The 25,166-nt window shown below is 58.8% G+C and carries 19 protein-coding genes; 6 read left to right on the top strand and 13 right to left on the bottom strand.

Annotated features, from left to right (window positions below):
- Positions 1 to 27: 27 nt before the first annotated feature.
- Positions 28 to 852, top strand: coding sequence for a hypothetical protein (locus G3M56_RS12825; protein WP_164365157.1), 825 nt, complete (start codon positions 28 to 30; stop codon positions 850 to 852).
- A gap of 690 nt (positions 853 to 1,542) precedes the next feature.
- Here the strand turns inward: G3M56_RS12825 and G3M56_RS12830 are convergent.
- Complete coding sequence (locus G3M56_RS12830) at positions 1,543 to 2,205, bottom strand: superoxide dismutase (protein WP_164365158.1); 663 nt, start codon at positions 2,203 to 2,205, stop codon at positions 1,543 to 1,545.
- A gap of 314 nt (positions 2,206 to 2,519) precedes the next feature.
- Here G3M56_RS12830 and G3M56_RS12835 point away from each other — a divergent pair, with 314 nt between their 5' ends.
- Together G3M56_RS12835 and G3M56_RS12840 are read left to right on the top strand one after the other, a co-directional pair.
- Positions 2,520 to 3,500: a permease gene (locus G3M56_RS12835; protein WP_164365159.1), complete on the top strand. Its 981-nt coding sequence runs from the start codon at positions 2,520 to 2,522 to the stop codon at positions 3,498 to 3,500.
- Positions 3,497 to 4,345 carry a hypothetical protein gene (locus G3M56_RS12840; RefSeq protein WP_164365160.1) on the top strand — a complete coding sequence of 283 codons (849 nt, stop codon included), beginning with the start codon at positions 3,497 to 3,499 and terminating at the stop codon, positions 4,343 to 4,345. Before G3M56_RS12835 ends, G3M56_RS12840 begins: the two co-directional genes overlap by 4 nt.
- A gap of 29 nt (positions 4,346 to 4,374) precedes the next feature.
- On the opposite strand, the gene G3M56_RS12845 is transcribed toward G3M56_RS12840, so the two are convergent.
- Both G3M56_RS12845 and G3M56_RS12850 read right to left on the bottom strand, forming a co-directional pair.
- Entirely contained in the window at positions 4,375 to 5,793 is a 1,419-nt protein-coding gene (locus G3M56_RS12845) for an ArnT family glycosyltransferase (protein ID WP_164365161.1), read from the bottom strand.
- Positions 5,794 to 5,989: 196 nt separating this feature from the next.
- The gene (locus tag G3M56_RS12850) at positions 5,990 to 6,697 is read right to left on the bottom strand and encodes an LURP-one-related family protein (protein ID WP_235203450.1); all 708 of its coding nucleotides are present in this window, start codon (positions 6,695 to 6,697) and stop codon (positions 5,990 to 5,992) included.
- Between the two features lie 303 nt (positions 6,698 to 7,000).
- Between G3M56_RS12850 and G3M56_RS12855 the strand changes: the two genes are divergently transcribed.
- Together G3M56_RS12855 and G3M56_RS12860 are read left to right on the top strand one after the other, a co-directional pair.
- On the top strand, positions 7,001 to 7,255 hold the full coding sequence (locus G3M56_RS12855; RefSeq protein WP_164365162.1) for a hypothetical protein: 255 nt from the start codon (positions 7,001 to 7,003) through the stop codon (positions 7,253 to 7,255).
- A gap of 57 nt (positions 7,256 to 7,312) precedes the next feature.
- Positions 7,313 to 8,206, top strand: a complete 894-nt coding sequence (locus tag G3M56_RS12860; protein WP_164365163.1) for a hypothetical protein — start codon at positions 7,313 to 7,315, stop codon at positions 8,204 to 8,206.
- 1,577 nt (positions 8,207 to 9,783) lie between these two features.
- On the opposite strand, the gene G3M56_RS12865 is transcribed toward G3M56_RS12860, so the two are convergent.
- From G3M56_RS12865 to G3M56_RS12905, 9 genes are all read right to left on the bottom strand, one after another.
- Complete coding sequence (locus tag G3M56_RS12865; protein WP_235203451.1) at positions 9,784 to 11,343, bottom strand: sulfatase family protein; 1,560 nt, start codon at positions 11,341 to 11,343, stop codon at positions 9,784 to 9,786.
- 77 nt (positions 11,344 to 11,420) lie between these two features.
- Positions 11,421 to 12,725, bottom strand: coding sequence for an MFS transporter (locus tag G3M56_RS12870; protein WP_164365165.1), 1,305 nt, complete (start codon positions 12,723 to 12,725; stop codon positions 11,421 to 11,423).
- 8 nt (positions 12,726 to 12,733) lie between these two features.
- Positions 12,734 to 14,311 (bottom strand): Na+/H+ antiporter NhaC family protein, encoded by a 1,578-nt coding sequence (locus G3M56_RS12875; RefSeq protein ID WP_164365166.1) that lies wholly within the window; start codon positions 14,309 to 14,311, stop codon positions 12,734 to 12,736.
- Positions 14,312 to 14,420: 109 nt separating this feature from the next.
- Positions 14,421 to 15,125 (bottom strand): SLBB domain-containing protein, encoded by a 705-nt coding sequence (locus G3M56_RS12880; RefSeq protein WP_164365167.1) that lies wholly within the window; start codon positions 15,123 to 15,125, stop codon positions 14,421 to 14,423.
- On the bottom strand, positions 15,109 to 16,131 hold the full coding sequence (locus G3M56_RS12885) for an NAD(P)H-dependent glycerol-3-phosphate dehydrogenase (protein WP_164365168.1): 1,023 nt from the start codon (positions 16,129 to 16,131) through the stop codon (positions 15,109 to 15,111). Before G3M56_RS12885 ends, G3M56_RS12880 begins: the two co-directional genes overlap by 17 nt.
- A gap of 42 nt (positions 16,132 to 16,173) precedes the next feature.
- A complete protein-coding gene (plsY, locus tag G3M56_RS12890) occupies positions 16,174 to 16,800 on the bottom strand; it encodes a glycerol-3-phosphate 1-O-acyltransferase PlsY (protein ID WP_164365169.1) in 627 nt (208 codons plus the stop codon).
- Positions 16,801 to 16,859: 59 nt separating this feature from the next.
- Positions 16,860 to 18,473 (bottom strand): beta-N-acetylhexosaminidase, encoded by a 1,614-nt coding sequence (locus G3M56_RS12895; RefSeq protein WP_164365170.1) that lies wholly within the window; start codon positions 18,471 to 18,473, stop codon positions 16,860 to 16,862.
- Between the two features lie 186 nt (positions 18,474 to 18,659).
- The gene (locus tag G3M56_RS12900) at positions 18,660 to 21,407 is read right to left on the bottom strand and encodes a DEAD/DEAH box helicase family protein (RefSeq protein WP_164365171.1); all 2,748 of its coding nucleotides are present in this window, start codon (positions 21,405 to 21,407) and stop codon (positions 18,660 to 18,662) included.
- A gap of 371 nt (positions 21,408 to 21,778) precedes the next feature.
- Positions 21,779 to 22,360, bottom strand: a complete 582-nt coding sequence (locus G3M56_RS12905) for a PEP-CTERM sorting domain-containing protein (protein WP_235203453.1) — start codon at positions 22,358 to 22,360, stop codon at positions 21,779 to 21,781.
- 242 nt (positions 22,361 to 22,602) lie between these two features.
- Between G3M56_RS12905 and G3M56_RS12910 the strand changes: the two genes are divergently transcribed.
- The gene (locus tag G3M56_RS12910) at positions 22,603 to 22,917 is read left to right on the top strand and encodes a hypothetical protein (protein ID WP_164365172.1); all 315 of its coding nucleotides are present in this window, start codon (positions 22,603 to 22,605) and stop codon (positions 22,915 to 22,917) included.
- A gap of 84 nt (positions 22,918 to 23,001) precedes the next feature.
- Here the strand turns inward: G3M56_RS12910 and typA are convergent, their stop codons facing one another.
- Positions 23,002 to 24,822, bottom strand: a complete 1,821-nt coding sequence (typA, locus tag G3M56_RS12915) for a translational GTPase TypA (RefSeq protein ID WP_164365173.1) — start codon at positions 24,820 to 24,822, stop codon at positions 23,002 to 23,004.
- Positions 24,823 to 25,166 lie beyond the last annotated feature (344 nt).

A 25,166-nucleotide genomic window follows, 5' to 3' on the forward strand; every position in this document is an offset into this window, starting at 1 on the left:
ACCCGGCGCTGCTAACACACAACGGCCATGCTCATCCGCGACCTTTCCGCCCCCTCCATCCGCAAACCTCTGATCGCCCTGCTCGTCGCGGCCTCATCATTCAGCGCCGGATACGCGCAGTCAGCCAACTCGGACGCGGAAGCTGCAAACACAGGCGAAGCGCCAGCTCTGCCACCTGTCGCCGGAGCGGATGAAGTAAACGCATTGGAAAAGGCCGCCACCGCCCACCCGGCCGCAGCCACACTGACACGTTACCTGCAAGCCACACTTTCCAACAATCCTCGCGAAGCCGTCGCCCTGATCGACGCCACCTCGCTTGGTGCGTTCCAATTCCGCACGATCAACGCGGTACGCACCCGCATCGACACCGCACCCAACGACGAAGCGAAGGAAAAACTCACCACCCGCGTCCTCCAAGAACTCGGCTTCGACTCGATCGAGGCTATGGAATCCGCGGAGCCTGCCCTCTTCTACGCAACCGTCCAGGAAGCACGCGCCAAAGCAGACCTCGACAACCAACAGCTGCCCATCGATTCGGTTGAGGTCACCATCCTCGGGCTGGGCGGCGAGAACGACGGCCGCACCGTCCACTTCATCGCCCGTACCAAACACCGCGAGGAAGTCATGACCGTTTCCGCCATCCGCGTCACCTCATTGGTGAAAGCCGGCAGCCAGTGGCGAATCTCCCTTCAGGCCCAACAACCACGCCTCGAGCCCATCCTCGAACAAGGTCAGGATGCCACCACCCCGGAGGCGCCTGCTCCAGAACTCGAATCACAAACGGAGGACACTCCGGCTGTCGACCCCGAACTCGAGCGCATGCGCAAGCTTCTCGAAGAATCGGAAGGCTAGTGGCGGACAATTGCATCCATGTGACTCGACTCTGACGGGAGTATCTCTCGTCTGGATACACCGTATCTTGCTCCGCCTCATATAGGCTGCGGGTAGCGATCACTGCGCTCCGATTGGGATAGCGATAAGGCAATGCCCCTCAGATCCAAGCTCGCGCCTTCATCCTTCGCGTACGCACTCGCCGTCGCGGAGCGACGCCCTACCGGCTAGCCTGCGGGTTAATCCGCAGGACCGTGCGACATCACTCATCTCGTCCCGAAGGGACGGTTTACCACAAGCCTGCATGTGAGGATCCCTCCACCTGAGGGTCCGCCGCATGATGTTCTCACCGTTTAGGGCAGCACACGGAATCGCTATCGGAATCGCTATCGATAAGGACACGAACAAGGAGATCCGTCGTTCTCCCAGAGAGAGCCTCCTCACATCTTCCGCCAACGCACAAAACCGTCTTCTTCCCCGCAGGGGAAACGCAAACCAGCCCAGGGTGACGGGAGCCTCCGGCGACCACACCCTGGGAGATCCCGCCGCCCCACCAACCGGCCGAGCGTGCGGTACCGCCGAAGCCCGCAACCTTACCCGATGGCCGGTGGAAAAACCTTCGTCACAGATCCACCACGCATCGATGAAAAAAACGCGCGGCGGGCAATGAGCCCACCGCGCGTTCTTTGTAATTGGATCTAACGATCGCGATTAGTTGCAACCGCAGGAATCGTCGTCGCATGCTCCGGCAAACTTTGCGTAGTTCTCAGCGACCACGTCCCAGTTCACCACGTTCCAGAATGCACCGATGTAATCTGGGCGACGGTTCTGGTAGTTGAGGTAGTATGCGTGCTCCCAGACGTCGAGGCCGAGGATCGGGCTGCAGCCGCAGGTGTCAGCAGCTTCACCCATGATTGGGTTGTCCTGGTTTGGCGTGCTCATCACACCGAGCTTGCCATCCTTCTTCACCACGAGCCATGCCCAGCCGGAGCCGAAACGTGTGGCACCCGCCTTGGCGAACTCAGCCTTGAACTCGTCGAACGAGCCAAAAGCTTCGTCGATCGCAGCAGCGAGGTCACCGGACGGAGCCGATGCACCACCTGGCGAGATGTACTTCCAGAAAAGCGTGTGGTTGAAGTGACCACCACCGTTGTTGCGCACTGCTCCGCGGATGTCCGCAGGCACTTTGTCGAGCGAGCGAACGAGTTCGCAGATCGACATTGCCTCGAGCTCGGCATTGCCAGCGATCGCGTTGTTGAGGTTGGTCACGTAAGCATTGTGGTGCTTCGAGTGGTGGATCTCCATGGTCCGCGCGTCGATGTGCGGTTCAAGAGCGTCGTATGCGTATCCAAGTTCTGGTAGTTCGTGAGCCATAATTAGGATTAGGTTGAATATGGTTTGGTTTGTTGTGGATCAACACCGCATCAAGCGGTGCCCACCCCACGGGCTGTCTCTAAAGCATACGACCTATTTCGTAAAGCGGTTTAGAAAATCCGCACAATTACACATCAAACAAATATCCACCACGAACAACTGGGCATCAACGCATTGCGGCTTCCGAAGACACCTCGGAAGAACATCCCAATTCCCCCGCTCGGAGCGTCCAGCCATTCCTACACCACACGAATCCACGGCCAGATTCGATTCTCCGTTGATCCCTCCGGCATTCTCCGCTTTCCTAACCTGCGATGACCGACGCGTTGAAAGGAGACCTGGCTCTCACCTATTTGAGCATCATGTTCGAAGGGGTCCCCTTCATCTTGCTCGGCACGATCATTTCCGGCTTCATCGACATCTACCTCCCCGGCCGCACGATCGAGCGACTGCTGCCGAAGAACCCATTCCTGGCCGTTCTCTTCAGCGGCGTCCTCGGCCTGCTCGTTCCTGTCTGTGAGTGCACCACCGTCCCCGTGATGCGGCGCCTGATTCAAAAGGGCTTACCGGTCTCGTGTGCGGTGGTCTACATGCTTGCCGCACCGGCGATCAATCCGGTGTCGCTTTTCAACACATACAAAGCGTTCATCCGCCCCGACCCATGGTTCATGGTCAGCTCGCGATTTATCCTGACCTTCGGTGTCAGCGTCATGGTCGGCTGGGCATTGCTGGCGCTGCGCCCGCAACATTTCCTGCGCCCGCGTCTGGTGGCAGATGTCTTTACCTCCTCGGCCAAAGGATGGTTCGGCGGCGCGGGATCCAACGATGAGCAAAACCAGATTTCGGGTCCAACCGTCGGCCCGCGCGACGGCGGCAAACTCATCAGCGCAATGCGCGCGTCGATCCGCGACTTCCTCGAGACCTTCCTCTTCTTCAGCATCGGCGTGCTGCTCACCGCCGTGATGAAGGAATCTCCGCTCAGCCAAGGGCTTGAAAAACTTGCCAGCGAACCAGGGCTCGCCACCCCGGTCCTGCTCGTCTTCGCCTTTGTCTCGTCGCTCTGTAGCACCACCGACGCGTTGATCATCGCCCAGTACAACTTTGCCTACGGGCCAAAGCTCGGCTTCCTCGTGTTCGGGCCAATGATGGACATCAAACTCGTCTTCCTCTACCTGACCATCTTCCGCGGCTGGTTTGTCGCCGCACTCGGTGTCGTGCTTTTCCTCGTCATCTGGGCCCTGACGTGGAACTGGCACGGCTGGACCTGGGACTTCTACATGTCGCTCAAACAATGACCCCGACCACTCCATCTCCCGAGGCCACGCGCGGGGCTGTGATTCGCCGCCTTTCGGAGTCCGCGGTGATGGCCGTACTCGGTGGAATTTTGCTTTGGTACCATGCCAGCGCGCTCGTCGTTCACTACCTGCGCGAAGACTTCCGCCCGTACATGCTGTGGGGAGGCGTCGGGCTCTTGGTAGTCGCCGCCTTCCACGCCTGGTTTGCCAAAGCCCGCGTCTCCGGTGAGTCCACAGTTAGCGAAGCTCGTGGTGGCTTGGCCGGCCCCGCGGCGTGGGTCGTATGGCTCGTCGCCATGGTTCCCATCTTCGCCGGCCTCGCCTTCACCACCCACAAATACAGCACATCGGCCGCCGCGCGGAAGGGACTCTTCGACGACCCAGCCTCCCTCGCATCCGGGGCGGCTATCATGAATGCCACCGCCTTGCTCGAGTACGCCCAACAATCCCCAGACGGCTATTATCAGCTCGCTCTCGACCAGGTCTTCTTCACCGCACTCTACGAAGAAGACCGCAACCTACTCCAAGGCACCATGATCGAACTCGACGCGATGGCCACCGTTCGCCCGGGGGCCACTAATTCCCTGCGTCTCTACGACCTGATGGTCATGTGCTGCGCCGCCGATGCCCGCGCTGTCGGTGTCGACGCCCGCTTCGACACCGGCATCCCCGAAGATCTAGTGGAAACCATTACCACCGCCACCCAAGCCCAGGAAGCCACGTGGATCCGCGTCCAAGGCACCCTCGATTTCGAACAAACCCAACCCGGCCGCTGGGCCGCATTCGTCGTCGTCGACACCCACGAAATCATCCCAGCACCCGCCACACCATTTGATGACATGTGAGCGGCGCGGATGCAGAAACCACCCTCCATTCACTCCGCCCGCCTGATCAGGACGTGGCGGCCGTTTTTGCCGATGGCCTCGCCCGTGTCGGTGACGAGCTCCGCCCCGGAATAGCGGTCGGCGTTCTTGGTCCACTCTTTGTGCGGCAGGATGAGCACATCCACCTCGCCGCGTTTCCACGCTTTGCGCGCTGCATTGCGCGGGGTGAACTCGGTCTCACCGGCGTACATCGGGATGGCTTCATCGTTGTCTTCTACAATCAACAACACCCCATCGGGACCGGCGATCTCACGAGCTTGCGCCCCGAAATCCACCAGCACGCGCTGATTGGTATCGATGCCAAATTTCACTTGGGCCGCGGTGTAGCCCGTGATCGCCAGCGTCACCACCACAGAGGAAACCACGATCAACCGCTGGTGCCAGCGCTGCCACCAACCCGACGCCCCCGCCGCCGCGGCAGCGAGATACGGCAATGCGATCGCCAGTGGTGGGATCACGGGAAAGATCCGGTCGGTACGCTTCGACGGGATCAACGACATGAGCACAAATCCTCCGATGCCCCAGCACAGCAACCACAGCACTTCCGGACGATCACGGAGCCAGCCCCGCACCCGCTTGGTGCAAAGCAATCCGATCAACATCAGCGACCACGGAGCCGTGAGCCCGATCACTTTCAAATAGTAATAAACCGGTTGGCTCTTGTGATAGACCTCGCCACTGCCACTCTCGGTGGTGCCAAAACGCCCGAGGAATTCTTTCCACACCACTTCTTGATAGAACGCCTCGTTCGTCACCGCGCCCCAGATCGCCCAAGCAAGGAATACGCCCAACGGAAGCAACCACAGCAGCCAACCGGGATTAGTCGTCGGACGGGATTCCTGCTTCCTGGTCAGCCACCAAAAGGCCACCAAGCCGGGAACAATAAAGGCAAAGAGGATCGGCCCCTTCGTCAGCATGCTCGCCAACATGGCGAACAAGAACAACCAACGCTGACGAGCCGTCCACGGATTCCCGCTCCGCAGGTGGTCGAAGATGACCCACCCGACAAGAAAGATCCAAAGGGCCAGCACCATGTCTGTGCGCACCAAGGTCGCCAAGCGCACCGCCAGAATATTCATTCCGAAGAACGCCGTCGCCAAAACCGCGCCCATCGCCCCCCAAACACGCCGGCCCTCGATCACCACCATGCCCAGCATCACAAGAGCCGCCACCAGAGACGGCAGACGCCACGCCACGTCCCAGCTCCCGGTCACCCCGTGGATCGCCGCGGAAACCCACCCGACCAACGGAGGCTTGGTCGCCACTTTCCCCACCGGTGTGTGCTGAAAGAACCAATGGTCGAGATGCACCATCTCGTACGACGTGTACGCCTGCTTGGCCTGGTCGTAATCGTCAAGATGCCACGGCACATTGCGCACAAGAAAGCACAGCACAAGCAGGGTAACCATCCCCCACAGCAGCGGGCGCAATCTGGATGAGGATGAATTGGGCATCTCCGACATAGGCACGACAGGTAAGCCGAACCATCTACCCACGAAAGTGGAAAAACAAACGAGGCGGAGCGTGCATTGCGCAGCGCCCCGCCTCGTGGACCGCGAGCCCTATCTCTATGACTCGCGGAAATAATCAATCGCACATAATCGCCTAGTTCTGGCGTCCTTCGATCGCGCCCAGTAGTACGGCGGCGGCAATCCCGAGCCTGCGGTCGAGCAAGTCCTGACTATCCATCGAGTAGTCGAGCTGAATCTTGCTCACGAATGGGTTGAAGTTCTGACTGAACCGGCAAACCGCGTGCCCGCCCACTGTGCCACTGAATGCCTGTGGCACCAGATTGGTGAGGAACCGGCGCACCAAAGCCAATGCAACAGAGTCCTCTTTGATGCTACCGATCTCACGTTCGTTTGCATCGAGGATCAGCCACTCATCGCGCAGAATGGACTTCATTCCCCTACGGCGCAGCGAGCCCACCATCTGTTGGCTCTGAGGGTCGACCACGTCGTAGGTCGCGCCAAAATCGATCACGTTGCGCGCCTTGATCGTCAGCACCTCGGTGGTCATCTGCTCGTCTGTGTAAATCCGCAGATCTTCTTTCAGCTTGAATGCCTTCTGCTTCGAATAGAATGCCAACTGCCCGTGTGCATCATAGATGTGGAACGCAGCGCCGAAGATCTTGAAGACCTTGCGTCGGATCAAATAATTCTGACCGCCGAACGCACCGGCTGGTGCGGCCGCTCCACCCTGAGGCGTACCGTGCGACGTATATGGATTGGCTGGTGGCGAGCTTGGAATCGGATCGAGCACGGCGGTGTCGGATCCTTGAGCGGCGTGAGACGGAATAGGCGGGGTGTTCATAAATTTGGGAAGATCTGCAATCGTTTGTGAGCAATGAAATGCCGTCATTAACTCATCGAGGCCACCGATCATCGACGGAAGCCCACGTCTGTGCAGACGCCAAACATCACCGCGCAACTGAACACGCAGCCGCCCCCCACTGGCAATCCTTTTTCTCTCAAGCAGCAGACTTCCCGCTACCGCCAATGTCCTGCACTCTGAACATTGGCGAATCCCCGCAGACTCCACAAACGTTCCCCCCATCGTACACGGCATCGGAATCCGCTTGAGCGCACGCCCGTCCCCACTCCATCCTCCTCTGACATGAAATCCCCCCTGCCCCTGATCGCATTGGCCGCCGCATTGGCCATCCCCACAGCAAGTGCCACCACTCCTGCCACCCTCACACAGGAAAACTACGACTCGGTAAAAGCCCACGTCGCTCCGACCGACCGCGACTTCGCATTCACCAGCGTCGATTGGAAATCCTCACTCCCCGATGCCATCAACGCAGCCTCCAGCCAGGACAAGCCGATCCTGCTCTGGCTCTACTTTGGCAACCCCACGGGCAACTGCTGACAAAACGGAGTCAAAACCCGACAGTTCGTCGGAAACGATCCTAAGTTCATCTCTTTCGTGCAAGAGCACTGCGTTCCCTTCGCGGGAGACGACGTCGCCTACTCGCACGCACCAGCCGAACACAAGAACTCCCGTGAGTTCCGCTGGCTCCAACGTGCGCTTGCCGGTGCACCCCACGGAATCCACCAAGGCATCTACCTCGTCACGTCATCGGGTAAGTTCCTCCAGAAGGTGGACTCCGGCTGGCCTCACTATGACCCCGCGCTTTGTTTACAAAACCTACGCCGGGGCGTGACTGCGTTCGAGCAACTCCCGACCGCCGAACGCACGCTGCAGCAGCCATTCACCCGTAGCGACGCGATGCCGCAAACCAAGCCCCACTTCGAGGTCCCCGACGGTGCGCTGGATCTGGCAATCGCCACCCGCTCGATGCCCTATCCGGAAGCGGATTTGTTCGACATCCGCCACCCGAAGTTTCTCAAAACCGACCGCATGATCCTGACCCGCGAGGAGCAGCGGGCACTACTTCCAGCCGAACTGGACATGGGCGCCACGCATCAAGCTCCCGCAGCATTGGCCCAGCGCTTCCTCCTCCACAACCACCTCACTATCGGCTGCGATCCTTGGTGGCCCGAACACTTCCAGCAGGCATCGCTCACCACCACCGTCACCAGCCAATCGCCAACTGAAACCACCCTCACCGTCCGTGGAAAATGGAAGGCCAAGGCCAACAGCAAATGGAACCAGGGGAACTACCAAGGCTCGATGCTAGGCACAATCACGGTAACCACCGCGTCCCGCCAAATCACCCACGTCGAATGGCTGGCCCTCGGCCACCACCACATCAACCACCTGAAACCCAACATGCACCGCCAGCCCAACCGCACCCCGGTCGGCATGCTCGCCACCATCAACACCCGCAAAGACCTCCCACCGCCAACGCATCGGTAACTTGCGCCACCGACCGTGCAGCCACCGCCAACGCGTGCCGGCCCCGGCTTGACGACCGGGAGTCGGCAAAACTCAGCCCATCCTCCATCGCGAAGCGGTGACTTACCGGTTAGCCAGCAGATCCATCCGCTGGTCCGCTCGATCCAAAAAACGCGCACTTAAGGTGCGGCTTACTTTAGCTGGATACAACTTCCGATAATCCGTCCCTTCGGGACGCATCATTCTCCTACGCTGCTCCGGAGGTTGAAACCTCCGGCTAACCGGTAACCTGTCGCTTCGCGACGCCCTCGCCGACACACCACAGGTTGGCACTATTCAGGAGAGTCCCATCACGAAGCGCTGGCTTGCCGGGTAGCCGCGGATTCATCCGCTGGTGTGGATGTTCCTCCCCACGCGCAGCGTGCCGTTTGCGGTAACAGCAAAACAACACGCATAAACCGTTTCCTCCACGACGTTGCCGACGACTCCGCAAATCTCTCGCTGAAAGCGAATCTCATAACAGCCTGGGGGCAGCGAGCCCCCGGCGAGCGCCACCCCAGGTTGACGCGCCCCCTTCCCCGACCGTGCGGTTTGCTGAGGTTTTGGCCCGACTCCGATAACCCGTCCCTTCGGGACGCATCATTATCCTACGCTGCTCCGGAGGTTGAAACCTCCGGCTAACCGGTAACCTGTCGCTTCGCGACGCCCTCGCCGACACACCACAGGTTGGCACTATTCAGGATCGCCCCATCGCGAAGCGCTGGCTTGCCGGCTAGCCGCGGATTCATCCGCTGGTGTGGATGTTCCTCCCCACGCGCCGACCGTGCCGTTTGCGGTGACAGCAAAACAACACGCATAAACCGTTTCCTCCTCGACGTTGCCCACGGCTCCGCAAATCTCTCGCTGAAAGCGAATCTCATAACAGCCTGGGGTCAGCGAGCCTCCGGCGAGCGCCACCCCAGGATGACGCGCCCCCTTCCCCGACCGTGCGGTTTGCTGAGGTTTTGGCCCGACTCCGATAACCCGTCCCTTCGGGACGCATCATTCTCCTACGCTGCTCCGGAGGTTGAAACCTCCGGCTAACCGGTAACCTGTCGCTTCGCGACGGCCTCGCCGACACACCACAGGTTGGCACTATTCAGGAGCGCCCCATCACGAAGCGCTGGCTTGCCGGCTAGCCGCGGATTCATCCGCTGGTGTGGATGTTCCTCCCCACGCGCCGACCGTGCCGTTTGCGGTAACAGCAAAACAACACGCATAAACCGTTTCCTCCTCGACGTTGCCGACGACTCCGCAAATCTCTCGCTGAAAGCGAATCTCATAACAGCCTGGGGTCAGCGAGCCTCCGGCGAGCGCCACCCCAGGTTGACGTGCCTCCCCATCCCCGGCCGAGCGTAACGCTCCGCCAAAACGCAATGTCTCCCCGACGGCCGCCGGCAACACGTCGAGACACCGCAACTTGCGACCAATCGAAGCGCCCTCCATCGCGCAGCGATAAGTTACCGGTTAGCCTGCGGATCTATCCGCTGGTGCAGTCGCTCCAAAAAAAGCGCGCCGAAGGTGCGGCTTACCTGGAATCGGTGCGGTTAATCCGCCGACTACTCCCACTCCCCCATGTCGCCGATGTTCACATCCAGCCGCTCGCGCTCTGCCTTGAGCTTGGCAATCATTGCATCGCGAACCTGAGCGTATCGGGGATCCTCAAAAACATTCGTCAGCTCCTGCGGGTCCTTCTCCAGATCGAACAGCTCCCACTCGTCCATTTTCTCGTCGCCGAACGCATAGTAGCGGATCAGCTTCATGCTGGCGGTGCGGATCCCAAAATGCGCCGGCACACCGTGCTCGGACGGGCTTTCGTAGTAGTGGTAATACGAGACGTCACGCAGCTTGTCCGCTTTCCCTTGTAGGACCGGCAAAAAGCTGTCGCCCTGCATTCCGTCGAGCTTCTTCAGACCGGCCATCTCAAGGAAGGTCGGACCAAAATCCGTATTCTGCACCAGCGCCTCAATGGAGCGCTCGCCCTTGAAGGCCTCCGGCCAACGGATGATCAGCGGCATCCGCAAACACTCCTCGTACATCCAGCGCTTGTCGTACCATCCGTGCTCACCAAGGAAGAACCCTTGGTCCGAGCTGTAAACCACCACCGTGTTCTCATACAACCCAGCCTCCTTGAGGAACTGATCCAGGCGCCCGATGCTGTCATCCACCGCCGCCACGCAGCGGAGGTAGTCCTTGATGTAGCGTTGATATTTCCACGAAACCAACTCCTTACCTTCCAGCTTGGCCTCAAAGAACTTCTGGTTTCTTGGACCATACGCCGCCAGCCAATCCTCCTGCTGCGCCGCATTCATTCGGTTCCACTCATATGGAGGTTCGGATAACTTCAAGTCGCCGTGGTTCAAGTGGCGGGCGATGCTCATTCGGTTGCGCTTCATCGCTGAGTTCCGGTTCCCCAGGGAGTAGTCGTCGAAAAGCGTCGGCGGCTCGGGGATGGTGACATTCTCGTAGAGCGAATGATACTTCGGCCCAGCCCCCCAGTGACGATGTGGCGCCTTGAACTGACACATCATCAAAAACGGCCCGTCACGGTTCTCCCGCATCCACTCGATTGCCAGATCTGTCGTCTTCTCCGGCGCATAGGCTCCATCGAACTCAGTAATCTTGCTGCGCTTCGGGTCCTGCGGGTCCGCGTGACGGTAACGCGCTTTGTAGTACTGGCCCTGACCGGTGTAGACCATCCAGTGGTCGAAGCCGAGATCGGTCAGATTGATGCCGTCACCCAAGTGCCACTTCCCGATGATCGCGGTTTTATAGCCAGCCTGTTCACGCAGCGCCTTGGCAAACGTAGGCTGCACCTCGAAGCGGTGTTGATTGGTCTTCTTCCCGTTTTTGTGGGAATGCAAGCCCGTCAGGATGCACGCGCGGCTGGGACCACAAATCGCATTGGTCACATGGCAGTTCTCAAAAAGAGCGCCCTCATCCGCCAGCCGGTCGATATTGGGTGTTTCGTTGATCTTCGAGCCGTAGGCGCCAATCGCCGCCGTCGCGTGATCATCCGAGAAAATGAATAGAATGTTAGGCTTCTTTTGCTCCGCCTCGGCAATCGCCGCCAGCGGCACAAACAGCATCAGGGAAAGGATTCGGCCAATCTTCATCATCGCAGCGGCAAGATAGATCCGTTCCCCTCAAACTCAAACTCAGCCCTACCTGGAGCCGGATTTCCCCGAGCAACCTCTCATCGACCCCTCCCTCCGCACACCCGAATCCCCACTACCAACATCACCACACCCGCGACAAAACACGGGCCAAACCAGCCTGTACTCACCATGAACAATTCGTCGGACTCTGCCGCGATTCCACGGGACGACGACAGATACCTCAGCAGCGCGGCATACAGCACACCCGCCAGTCCATACCCCAGGTTCAGCGCCATGCCTTTGAAGCTGAGCACCGTCGCCCGCATCTTCTTTTCAGTCACCCGGTTGAGATAAAACGACAACGAAAACGAGATGATCGTGAACGCCGCAAAGAGCGGAACCATGAACACCAACCCCACATAGGGCACAAACCAAGAAACCCCGAAAAAGCCCGCCGCGCCAAGCACGCTGACCACTGCAAACACATATCCCGGGCTCCGTTGGTCCACCATCCTGCGCGCCATCGGAGCGACCACCAGGTTCAGCAACGCCATCCCCGCACCGATCAGCCCCAAAGCGAACTCTGGATACTGGATCAAGCGGTAGTACTCCGCTCCCAGAGTCACAAACATACGGACCACGCTGTCGGCAAACGCTCCGGTCACAATCACAGCCAGCGCGAACGGCGTGCGCAAGATCCACTTGCCCGCACCAAAGGTCTGCCGAAACGCATCCCCCACCGATGGCACGGCCCGCTCGTCATGATCGCCGGAATCCACAAACCCCAGGCAGTTGATCCAACACAGCACACCCGTCGCCAAGGTGAGGAAAAGCGGTAGCCGCAGGGTGATGTCTTTTGTCACCTCCCACTCCAATCCGAACCACCCCGCCACCGACGAAACCAACCCAGGGTCATACACCAAGCCTCCCGTCACCATTGCCACCATAAATGCCACCGATTGGTACTTCGTTGTTCTCTCCAGTACGTTCGACCACTCGTCCTCTCGCCCCGCGTCCTCCAGACTCTCGTAGGCCAACGCCTCGTCGGATCCACTCGCCGACGCCTCACCCAGCCCACTCAGGAAGCGGTTGACCGCCAAGAACCAAAACAACACCGATGGGTTGCCTCGCGGAGCAAACGCCCACACCGCCATTTCCATCACCATCAGCGACGACGTCATCACCAGTAACTTTTTCCTCCCAAGCAGGTCGGACAACGCGCCCGATGGCACTTCCGCCAAGATGATCGTCGCTGCCCAGATGGCATTGAGCAGCGCGAACTGCCCCAGCGTGATGCCAAAATCCAGGAAGATGATGGCGAATACAGGATAGTAAAAACGCGCGTTGAACAACACACGGAACAAAATGAACCTCCGCGTGTTGTTGCGTGCAATGGCTTCCACATCGCGTCTCATCCTACCGTCCTCCTCCCACCAAAAACTACAGGCAACGCCACCAGCCCAGCCGCCCCGACGCCCAACGCCGCATACGGGCTCCAACCAAAGCCAGCGGGCAGGAACCCAACGGCCACAGCAAAGATCGCCGCAATCATCGCATACGGCAGCTGCGTGCGAACATGGTCCATCGGCTCCACTCCGCACGACACCGACGACACAATCGTCGTATCACTGAAGGGCGAACAGTGGTCCCCAAACACGGCGCCACTGAAAACCGCGGCAATCGTTGCGTGGATCACTCCCGTCAGCTCGCCTCCGCTGTAGCCCAACGCGACCGGCAGCGCCAGCGGCATCAGAATTCCCATCGTCCCCCAAGACGTCCCGGTGCTGAACGAGATCAACGCGCCCACCACAAAAACAAGCAGAGGGAAAAGCTCGCCGTTCAGCCGGCTCTGAAGCATTCCACTCAATACATCAGTCGCTTCCAATCCCTTGAGTGTGCTGCTCAACAACCAAGCCGAAACCAAAATCAAAACCGGCCGCAACAGATTGCGCACACCCGATAGGAAAACCGCGCCAGCATTGCCGCCTTGGTCGCGGATCGGTCCGAAATTCATCCCAAATCCCAGCACGCACGCCAACAAACTCACCACCACTAAAACCAACGCCGCATTCGCATTTCCAAACGCGGCCGACACCTTCTCCAAAGTGAAAGGAGCCATCGCCCCCTCCGCCCCGTCTAGATAAAGCCCCACCAACAACCCGATAATCAAGAAGCCAATCGGCACCACAGCGGGCAAACTCGAACGCTCCACGGATCCTCCGTCCAACGCCCTATCCGATGGACGCTCCGCATTCTCGAACTTCTTCATCGGCCCTATGTCCCACCCACGCAAAATCACCACCATCAGCAGGATCAACGTGAACCAGCAATAGAAGTTGAAGGGAATCGATCGCAGAAAGAGGGCGAACGCATTGCCCTCGACATCCGCTTGCACCAGCCCCTCGCGGATCATCGAAAGCTGGTAGGCGATCCACGTCGATATCACCGCCACACAAGCCACGGCCGAGCTCGTCGAATCCACGATGTAAGCGAGCTTCTGGCGCGACACCCCGACCTTCTCCGCCATCGGCGAGATCGACTTTCCCACCAGCATGCTATTGGCGAGCCCGTCGAAGAAGCAGATTAATCCGAGCAGATAAGCACTGAGCTGAATATGCCGCCCGCCGTGCACGCCCCGCCGCAGCCATCCGGTCGTCAGGGCCTGGAGCCCACCACCCTTCTCCAACAACGCTGCGAACCCACCCAACAGCAGAGTGAACGCCAACACACTCAGGTTCCACGTGCTCGTCAACGCCGGCCACAAATGATCCGTCACCCCACTGACGACAGCCACCATTGGGTTCCCCCCGGCCAGCAACAACAACCCGGCGGACGCTCCGAGCAACAGCCCCGTGATCGATCGGTTCAACAAAAACACGGAAACCAATGCCACCACGCTGGGCCAAAGCGCCGTCCAACCGGCTGCCAGTGGAACCAGCAACCACGTCATCGCCCAAACGACCGACACGATGGCTATGCGTCTCTTCATACAGACCTACCAGCCTGCCCGATCCACGACAGAACACAACTCACATCGCCCCCCGATTTTGCGACCTCCTCATTGCTGGAGGAACCCGAAACCTCTCGGGTGAAGACGCCTAGAGTCCGTCGCGCAAGCGGTCACGGCGTGGCTTGCCGTGGTTGAGTTGGTCCAGACGATCACGCATCGAACGGTCGTCACTGACCAAACTGCGAGCCACCGACAAAATACTGCCCGGCTCGATTTTCAACTCACCCGCCTTCTCCGAGTCGCGCACGTCATGCACTTGCGTCACGCCCTGATGCACCACCCGCACGCGCTCGGCGGATCCGTCCAAGGCAAGCCCACCCGCCGCGTCGACCAAATCGGCCACGCTGACCGCTCCACTCACCACGACGTGACCGGGACGCCTCACACGCCCGCCGATGTAGACCACTGGATCCCCGTTCACCGACACAATCTGTGCCTTCAACTCGAGCCCGATCACATACGACTCGCGCCGCATCCCGCTCTCGATCGCACTCAGCGCATCCTCGAAATTGAGCGCACTGAGCTTGATCGTCTGACCTTTGATTTTTGTATGTCCGACCTCGGAAAGCGTAAACGTCCCCGCCTCGACCTGCCGAACTTCTCCGCCCCGGCGCTGGTACACCTCAATGCGCAGCTCATCCCCGGCCTTGAACGAAAAGCTCGAGTCCGGCACCAGTTTCAGCGGCTCGTCGGCCATCAAACTTCCAGCCCAAGCCAGCGCCATCAAAAGCACCGCCGTCCAGGTTTTCATCTCGCGCATCTGCAAATTCATCACATCAAGTAGCTGCTCCATCGCAGCGATCATCCACTTCAGGCTTTGGCTCCCGCAGGAACAAATCGGTCAGAGCTTCCGCCGGCGATTTCCCTTCATAGAGCACGTGGTGTACCTGATCGATGATCGGTGTGTCCACCTCCAATCGTCGGGCTGCCTCATAAATCGACAATGTGTTCGGCACGCCCTCGGCCACCATGTGGCCCATTCCGGCAGTGATTTCTTCGAGTGACTTGCCCTCGCCCAGCCCACGGCCGACGCGATGGTTGCGCGACAACTCGGAGTAACAGGTCACCACCAGGTCGCCCACACCGGAGAGCCCTTGGAAAGTCTTCGCATCGCCGCCAAGAGCCACACCAAGTCGCGTCAGTTCGGTCAATCCACGAGTCACCAGTGCCGCCTTCGCGTTGTCCCCGAGCCCCAGGCCCTCGACAATGCCACCGGCAATCGCAAACACATTCTTGATCGCCCCGCCCAGCTCGACACCCGCTACATCGGTCGTCGTGTAGCTACGGAACCACGGCAACGTGAACGCAGCTTGGATCCGCTCGGCCACCTCGTGATCGCTCGCGGCAATCGTCGTCGCCGTCGGCAGCTTGCGTGCCACTTCCTCCGCGTGGTTAGGCCCCGAAAGCACGGCAATCGGGTTGTCCGGGAAAATATCTTGCAGGATTTCGCTCATCCGGCGGCCGGTGTCGCGCTCGATCCCCTTGGTGCACGCCAGCAAAACCGTGTCAGGACAAATCCCTACCGCTGCCAGTTTTTCAGCCACCTCGGCAATCGCCTTGGACGGCGTCACCACCAAAATCAAATCGCGGTCGCGCAGGTCCGCCAGCTCAGTCGTTGCACGCAAACTCCCAGGCAACTCGACCCCTGGCAGATAGTCGTTCGTCGTGTGCTTTTCGTTGATCTCATCTGCCACCGCGGCCGAACGGCACCACAACAACGGCGCATAGCCGCCCTCCGCCAAAACCGTCGCCAACGCGGTGCCCCACGAGCCTGCTCCGAGTACTGCTGTTTTCATCATCCGTGATCCGTTTCGGGTTCAACCTATCAAACTCACGCGACTCTACGCACCTCGCTTCGACTTGGGAACAAATCGATTCTCCTCACCAGCGATCAGTTTTTTGATATTCGAGCGGTGCCTCCACACGGCCAGGAAGCCGATCAGTACGGAGAAAACGAGATGCGGAATCCGCCACTCACCCGCCATCACACTGCGCACGACTTCGGTGATCGGAATTGCCAACGCCGCCACAATCGATGCCAGCGAGACATAGCGTGTGGTGTAGAAAAAAAGCAGCCACGCCGCCAGACCGACCAACAATGCGATCGGGAAAAGCGCGATCAACACGCCAGCAGAGGTGGCAATTCCTTTCCCCCCCTTGAAGCCGAGCCACGGCGTGTAGTTGTGGCCGAGAATCGTCGCCAATCCGGTGCCCACAATCCACGCATCGCGCTGTGGCACGTCGCCGAGCAACTGCTGGACCAGGATCACCGGCAGCAAGCCCTTCAGCGCATCGAGGATGAAGCACGTGATGCCGAACTTCTTGCCGACCACCCGCAACACATTGGTCGCCCCAATGTTACCGGAGCCATGCTGACGGATGTCGATGCCTTGTGATTTCGCAATGAAAAAGCCGAATGGAATCGATCCGGCCAAAAAACCAATGATGGGAAAGAAAGCTGGGTGCACGCGCAAACGATAACGGCAAATCCCACAGATGCTAGAAGGAATGCTGCGGGCAGACACCCCTACTCCTTCATCGCCGGACCGTACTGGATACCGCGCAGTTCCAAGCGGGGGTACTGGGCTTTCACTTTACTATGGAAACTCTCGAAAGGCTCCTTTTCGCCCCCATGCCAAGCAATCTCAGCGATCGCATACACGCGGGGATACAACCGTTGAAAAACCATCTCCTGCAGCAATCCATCGTCGGTCCACACGGCGCCGATCACGCCTTGCACCAACGCGTGCTTATCGGCGGGCACCTTGGCCACCGCCGGGTCGATCGTGTTCTCCTCGTACGCCGTTTTGAGGTCGAACGTCCGATCGCTCTTGTACCCGCGCCACGGCGTCACCGGAAAGTTCAAATAAGTGTAAGTATTCGGCGAGCAGATGACTTCCACCCCATTGTTAACCGCTTTCTGGAAAACTTTGTCACCAGCCTGCAAAGCGCGCCACCATGAGACCGCGATGTTAGAGTGCAATTGGGTTCCCTCCGGCTCATACACATCGGACCAAATCACCGCCTGCCGGTTCGACTGCCCCAAAAAGTCGGCGATGCGGTTGGAGAGATCCACCTGCAGATGGTGGAATGATCCATGCCCACCTTGCTTCAGGGCATGATTACAATCCGCGCATTTTTCCCACCGTCCCTTGAACGCTTCATCGCCACCAATGTGAATGCGCCGTGAAGGAAAGAGCGCCATCACTTCCGTGAGAACATCCGTGCAAAACTTGTACGTGGACGGTTTGCCCGCGCACATGATTTCCCGGAACCGGTTCGGATAGCTGACCTCATCCTCTCCAGGCACCGCGCCGTTGCAGGCCAACAACTCAGGGTAGGATGCCAATGCCGCGTAGGCATGCCCGGGAATGTCGATCTCAGGAATGATCGTCACGTACCGCTCTGCCGCATAACGCACGATCTCACGGATCTCGTCCTGCGTATAAAACCCTTGCTGCTGCTTGAATCCACGGCCTTTGAGGTTCGCTCCGATCTCACTCAGCTTCGGGTACTTCTTGATTTCGATCCGCCACCCATCCAGCTCCGTCAAATGCCAGTGGAATGTGTTCATCTTCATTGAGGCCAACTCATCAATGAATTGTTTAATGAATTCCACAGTGTGGAACTGCCGCCCGGAGTCGAGCATCATCCCCCGCACCGCAAATCGCGGGCTGTCAGAGATCCGCACCGCAGGCACCTGCCAATCAGCCTGAACTTCCTCGTCACTGAAGATTTCCGCCGGCAATAACTGCAGCAGCGACTGAATCCCATAAAACACACCAGCTTCCGTGTTGCCAGCGATGCGAATCTGCTCAGAGGTCACCGTCATCTCATAGCTATCCGCCGGCCCGGTCAGACCCTCATCAATCTCAAGCACGATCATGTTGCCGCCAGCCTGCTTAGCGGACGGAAGCTCGAAGCCCGTTGACCCGCCGATCCGCTGACGCAGAAAACTCGCCAGGTTCGGCGCCTCGTGCGGAGAAACCAGCTGAGTCGAGCGGTCCAAAGTGAACGTACCCTCCGCTTTTTCCACCTTTGCCGGACGCGGCAGAATGCTGATATCCGCAGCCTGCCCAGCAAACGCAAAGCAGATTAGCAACAGGGGCGTGAGTAGTGTGGTGAGTAAATGCTGCATCATATAGCCATCAAGATTAGGTGAGCCCCGTGTGAAATACGGCCGCCTCGAACCGCCAGCACAAAGACATAGTTCCTTCACGGAGCCCCACATAGGAATGGCGGGACAATACTTCCTCCCTTCCCCGAACCTTTCACTTTGCTTTGCCAGGAATCACATCCACATCCGCGGGTCACCAGGGGCGCAACATCAGCCCCAGATAACCTTGGTCTCCCGGTGGACCGGAACGGGAGCCTTGCGAAACCAATCGGCTGCAAACTCTTTGCCGCTACCGTGACGTGTGTAGTGCAGCTCACCTGGACCAACGTGCGTATGCCAGCTCGACTGAAAAGCCAACGCATCCTTTTTGCGTTTGCTGAAAATGCTTGGCACGGGATGACACGCCGCAATCCGGCTCTGTATCTCTTCCCTGCCGACCAACTGCCGCATCGTAAGCTGCCTCCAATCCGGCTCAAACCCGTGGCGCTCGATAATGTACTTGTGGTTCTGAAAGGGCCCGAGCAACTCCCAGACCGCCTCGGTGAAGCAATCCGAGATCCGGGCATCACATCCTTCAAGCGAGATACGCAGATACCCGTTGCCTCGTGTGGTGATGCGAATCTTAGGATCCGGACTATCCTCAGGGATCAATGAGCATGTGCGCATCGCCGAGAGTACCGCATCACCGAAACATCGGATCCCCTGTTCAACCGAATCCGCTTCATTGCGCTGCACGAGACGGTCTCTCTTGCGTCGAAGAAGCGCCCAATGAGACCACCCTGTCCCTGCGGTTAGTCCAGCCAGCCCAATGACGGCATCACTCGCACCGACATTGAAAACCGCCGCTGCCGCGATCGCCATCCCAATCAACGCCACGCTGGCGAACCTCGACCGCCTTCCACTGGTGACAAATTCTGCCCGAAGCCAATCCAGCTGACGGCGATCCTTCACCGGGATGCGCAGATTCACCGGCGCTGTAGGCTTGATCTCCAAACTCGTGAGCTCCGAGCCCACACCTCCCTCGACCTCTCGCCATTGGTCATGCGCTTCGTTACGGCGACCGGCACGCAAAAGCATCTCCTCGTTGATAGACTCATACGCACTCGCAATGGCAGACGCATTGCCCTTTGAGAGCAAAGGGTGGACATGCCCAAGCCCCTTTTCGATCACGCCATCATCGGCGAGACCGTAGAAATGCTCGTGCTTTCGTTCCAGTCGGTGAAAATCATAAAGCCCTGCCCTCGCTCCCGGCGCGATGGTCACGATGTCCCAGTTGTTGGCACATTTGGTCAGCACCTCGGGGTCTTTCCGGATCGAGCGCCCACGAATCTGGTTCACCGAGACATAGGCTGCGACCACCGTCAGATCGATCAGCGTATTGAGCGACTGGGAATCCCAGCCTTCGCCCAGCAAGCTACGAGTACTCACCAATGTGCGCGTCACCCCGGCTTCGAGCATCTCCGAAATCAGACTGACATAAGTCCGAGTGGTCCAATCGGGACCACTTCCGTCAATACGGCAGTAACCAGCCTCCGCCCGACTCTCCAGAGCGAACCTCAACTTCTTCTGCTCCCGATAACGTTCGGCAAACTTCAAAAAGGTCGGCGTCAGATCATCGTCGACTAACACCGACCGACCCGTCAACATGATCGGATCGAGCTCATCTGTCAGCGGATCAGAGGTCAACCGATGCATGACATCGACTGCGGTGATTCCACCACTTCCAGCCGGACCAAACTCGTAGTCGACAAGAACCAACGCGCGAATCTTGTCCAACTGCAGGTCCTGCTCGGTGACCAGAATCTCACGCAGTCCATCGAGTTTACTCTTCGACAACGTGAGGTTGCGGGCTGCTCCGGTATGGGCTGCGTGGTAACCTCCCCCGGAGAATCGATATCCGAGCCGGTTGAGGCATTCACGCAACTCGTCCCCCAGGGCCGTCGCACTTTCACACTGGAGCGTATTGAGGTGCCCCACGTGATAATCGCCAAGCACAATCGCAAGATCCTCGGTCTCACATGGAGCCGACATCTCATCGATCCAGAACACGCTCAGCGGCGGCGACAGTTTCCGCAACCCAAGGTAACGTACATAAGCAATCGCCCGGTCAGGGTCATCGCGAAGCCACTCAGGAAATGGCACCGTCCTCCCACGCAGCTGACAATCCTCCAAGCAGTCGCGCACCCAGCCAGACAACGCACGCCTACCGTCAGCCTGCACTTCGAGCCGCTCTACCAGCCCATTCAATTGCTGCTCGGACTCAAGCAACCCGGCGAGCTCACCGTCTTCCGGCTTGGTGAAATAAACGAGATCCTGATACGGCGCCAAATTGCCCTCCAAAACCACCGCTGGCAGTGGAATTTCCATGTCCACCGGCCCGGCAAGCTGGAGGTATCGGTTCATCCCCTGCGCATCCGCATCGAGAGGCGGCGTTGCTGTAAGAAACAAACAAACCGCATCTGGCATCCTCGCCAAAACACCCGCAATCACTTCACCCCAGAAGCCCGTCAAATGGTGACACTCGTCGAGAATCAGCACTTTATGACCGTTCGACACAACGGTCTCAATCAACGCCTCCGCATTCTCATGCAAATCATCGCTCTGCCGCTGCTTCGAGGCGATGGACTGATACGTCAGTGACAGGAACTCCGCGCCCGAATCTGCGTCCGTGCTAAACCGGGCATCGACTTGCGCCTGCGAGTGAAGCACCGCAGTGCCCGCATAATACCGGTCCACCCACTGCGCTTGAATTGCAGAGTTGGGAGAAAAAACCACCCCGCGTTCGCCAGTCTCCAGAAGCGCCTGAATCCCAACAATCGTCTTGCCCGAGCCCGGCGGGGCTACCAAATGAAAGCGGTTCTCGCCCCGCTCCCGCTTCGCGCGAAACCTCTCCAACGCCTGCGCTTGATAGCTGCGTAGTTGGTAGACAATTCCTCGTTGATGATTGAGCTGGGTCACAAAAGCAGTCGGATGTGTGGCTAAGCGAAGAAAGCCAAGAATATGTGCACCCAGCGCCAGCTTGATCGAGGAATTTCCGCGGGACGGGCATAAATGCCAATTGAACAGTCAAATTGGCAGAATGATAGAGATCGTTCGAGTGAGGCAATGCGCGAAATGCGATGCTAGCGGGCGACCTGCGCGGCTAGTAACGCCTCATCCCCCCCCTCGCCAGGATCACGTCCTTCACCATTTGTCTCACGTGCCCAATCAATCCCCGACGGCTCCGGCAAGCAGACCGTTCATTTGGTATGACACCATCACAAAAAAACTGGCGAGAGGCACACGCCCCTCGCCAGACAATCCAATGGATTGAAGTGATCAATCGCGCCCTATTTGCGGCGGCGCAGGATCAGCGCAAGTCCGCCCAGTCCGAGCAACGCCGCGGACGATGGTTCTGGCACGGCCGTGACATCCAATGTCACATCCTGGGTTTCGCCCCAGTTCTGCGAGTGGCTGTATTGAATCACCACATGATCGCGCCCAGCTGCGATGTCCGCTCCAGTCACCGTGTAGCTAAGCGGGTCGAGCACTTTGCCTGTAGCAGAATTACCCTCCAAATTCACAAAGGCAGCCTGCACACGGGAGCCATCATTCACTCCATCCCAAAGCGTGATGTCCATGCTGTAGAAGTACCCGCCCCAATCTCGCTGCAATGTCGCCCACATGGAGATCACGTCACCAGCGGCAACCGCATCCCCGTGCTGATACTCCAATACGTTGCCATTACCCCACATGATGCCAGAGCCGGCATCAGATCCACCGTTGCCGGTATGACTAGTCCAGCCACCCTCAGTGACAAACGCTCCATTCGTCGTGTAGTCGAATGTGTCGGAAAACACCGTGACAGCCTGTGATGAAGCCATAGCGACCAAGCCCAGACTGGCCGCAACTACATAGTTTTTAATCATCATTTATTGTTATTTTAGTTTTGATTCGACCGGCGACAAAACGCCGCCAGCCACCCGAGAACGTGGGATCGCCACAGAGTTCAGGCACCTCCCTATTCCCAAGACCTCGCTTCCGTTAACAGCGAGGTAAAACGAATCACCTTTGCGCACCGTCATACCGCAACTCCCCTTTGCGCAACGCACCAGAGATGCCCAGCAATCCCAGCGACCGACTAAAGGGCTAAAGATTGCGGCGCTGTTCCTACTTGCGCCAGTCGGCCGATCATAGATCATGCCGAATAACGATCCCACCCAACAGGAACAAAAACACCACCGAAGACGACGACCTCTCCGAGCTGGTTAAGCTCGAAGCTGCGAAGATTCGGCGCACGATCTGGAAGGCCGCCATTACGATTATCGGCGTGATCCTCCTCGCTCCACCGCTCATTGGCTTCGTCTCCACGGTGTCTGAATCAGTCGTGATCACGGCACTGGCGCTAACTCCAGTACTACTGTTCGTGTTGATTGTCTTCTCAATCACCCGGCTCGCGCTGAAGCAAAAACGGGAACAAGGCTCGTGACACCACCACAAAAAAAGCCGGTCGCAGCACTGACGCTACGACCGGCTTTTCTGAAAACCGCTAGATAAACACTAGCAAACTTGCTTATCCCTTGGCGGCCTTGGCGGCACGCTTACGGGCGTTGGCATCAAGGATGCGCTTGCGCAGACGAAGGCTCTTAGGAGTTGCCTCCACCAGCTCGTCGGCTTCGATGTATTCGATCGAGCGCTCGAGCGAGAAGCGCAATGGCGGTGCCATCTTGCTGGTCTTGTCCTTACCGGCCGAACGCATGTTGTCGAGGTGCTTCTCTTTCACAGGGTTCACCGGAAGGTCGCCTGCACGTGGGTTCTCACCCACGATCATGCCTGCGTAGATCTGATCGCCAGCCCCCACGAAGAGCGTACCGCGCTCCAAAAGAGCCTGCAGCGAGTAGGTGGTAGCCACGCCCTGGTCCATCGAAACGAGGGTTCCGGTGGTACGGCTCACGATCTCACCAGCGTGTGGTGCGTACTCTTTGAAGAGGTGGCTCATGATGCCGTGACCGGAGGTCAGGTTCACCAACTCGGTCTCGAGACCGATGATGCCACGGGTTGGAATCACCGCCTGGATGAAGGTCGCGCCGCTGGCCTCGGTCTCCATGTTCTCCATGACGCCCTTGCGGTTCACCAGTGCCTTGAGGATGCCCTGGCTGTACTCGCCCGGAGCTTCGATGTAGAGAGTCTCGAATGGCTCGAGCAACTTGCCCTCGTCGTCGCGACGGAAAATCACGTTTGGACGCGACACGCAAAGTTCGAAACCTTCGCGGCGCATGGTTTCCACCAACACCGCAATCTGCATCGCACCACGGGCCGAAACGTTGAACACACCCGAAACGTCGGTGTCTTCCACCTGAATCGAAATGTTGGTCTTGAGCTCACGCATCAGACGATCGCGGATCGCGCGGGACGTCACGTGCTTGCCCTCTTTACCTGCAAACGGACCGTCGTTGATCGAGAACTGCATCTGCACGGTCGGCGGATCGATGTCCACGAATGGCAGTGGTTCGATCTCACCATCAGCTGCCAGGGTCTCACCGATGTCGATATCTTCGAATCCGGCAACGCCCACGATACCACCGGCACTTCCGCCTTCGGAGTCGTGTGTCGAGAGACCGGAGTACGAGAAGGTCTTGGTAACCTTGGCCGAAACCTTGGTGCCGTCGCGGCGCAGCGCCCACACGGTGTCACCCTTCTTCACGCTGCCACCGAGCACTTTGCCCACCGCGACACGGCCGACGTAGTCGTCCCAGTCGACGTTAGAAACCAGCATCTTGAATGGTGCTTCAGGATCGGCATCCGGAGCCGGCACATAGCGGAGAATCTCTTCGAGCAGTGGCTCGCAGTCTTTGCGCTCACCGTTCGGATCGGTCATGAAATAGCCGTCACGGGCGGAGCCGTAAAGGAATGGTGCCTCGAACTGCTCTTCGCTGGCGTCCAGGTCGAGGAACAACTCAAGCACCATATCGTGCACCTTCTCAGGGTCGGCCAACGGACGGTCGAGTTTGTTCACCACTACGATCGGCTTCAGCCCTTGCTGCAGAGCCTTGCGCAACACGAAGCGGGTCTGCGCCTGTGGGCCACCCGCGGCGTCCACCACCAAAAGCACACCGTCCACCATCTTCATCACACGCTCCACCTCGGCACCGAAGTCGGCGTGGCCCGGGGTGTCGACGATGTTGATGGTGTGGTCTTTCCAGTGGATCGACGTGTTCTTGGCCTTGATGGTAATGCCTTTTTCACGCTCGAGGTCCATCGAGTCCATGGCGCGCTCCTCGGTAGCCTGGTTGTCACGATAGGTTCCCCCGGCCTGAAGAAGTTGGTCAACGAGAGTGGTTTTGCCGTGATCAACGTGGGCGATGATCGCGAGGTTACGAATAGGAACGGACATGGTCGATTGGCGTAATAGTCTTGGTGCTCAAGGGGGTTGGCGATGATCCGCTCGATTCCCCGAATGTCAAATCCACGATAGCGGCAAACCCGTGTCCTGTTCACCGCCGTCCTTGCCCCCACAAGCGCCCGTGAAGACCGCACCAACCACGTCACACAACCCATTAAATCTCAGCACTGTAGCACAACAACACCTCACAACAGCCGCGTAGAACCGCCCGGTCACCAGCGGCAGCAGTCTAACTTGCTATCTGACCTCCCTCTGTAAACCGCCCCTTCGGGGCGAATGTTCGTTTCGCTCACCCACCGGCGGTTAAAACCGCCGGCTAACCATTAAACCATCGC

It is taken from the genome of Sulfuriroseicoccus oceanibius (assembly GCF_010681825.2).
In the GTDB taxonomy this organism is placed as follows: Bacteria; Verrucomicrobiota; Verrucomicrobiia; order Verrucomicrobiales; family SLCJ01; genus Sulfuriroseicoccus; species Sulfuriroseicoccus oceanibius.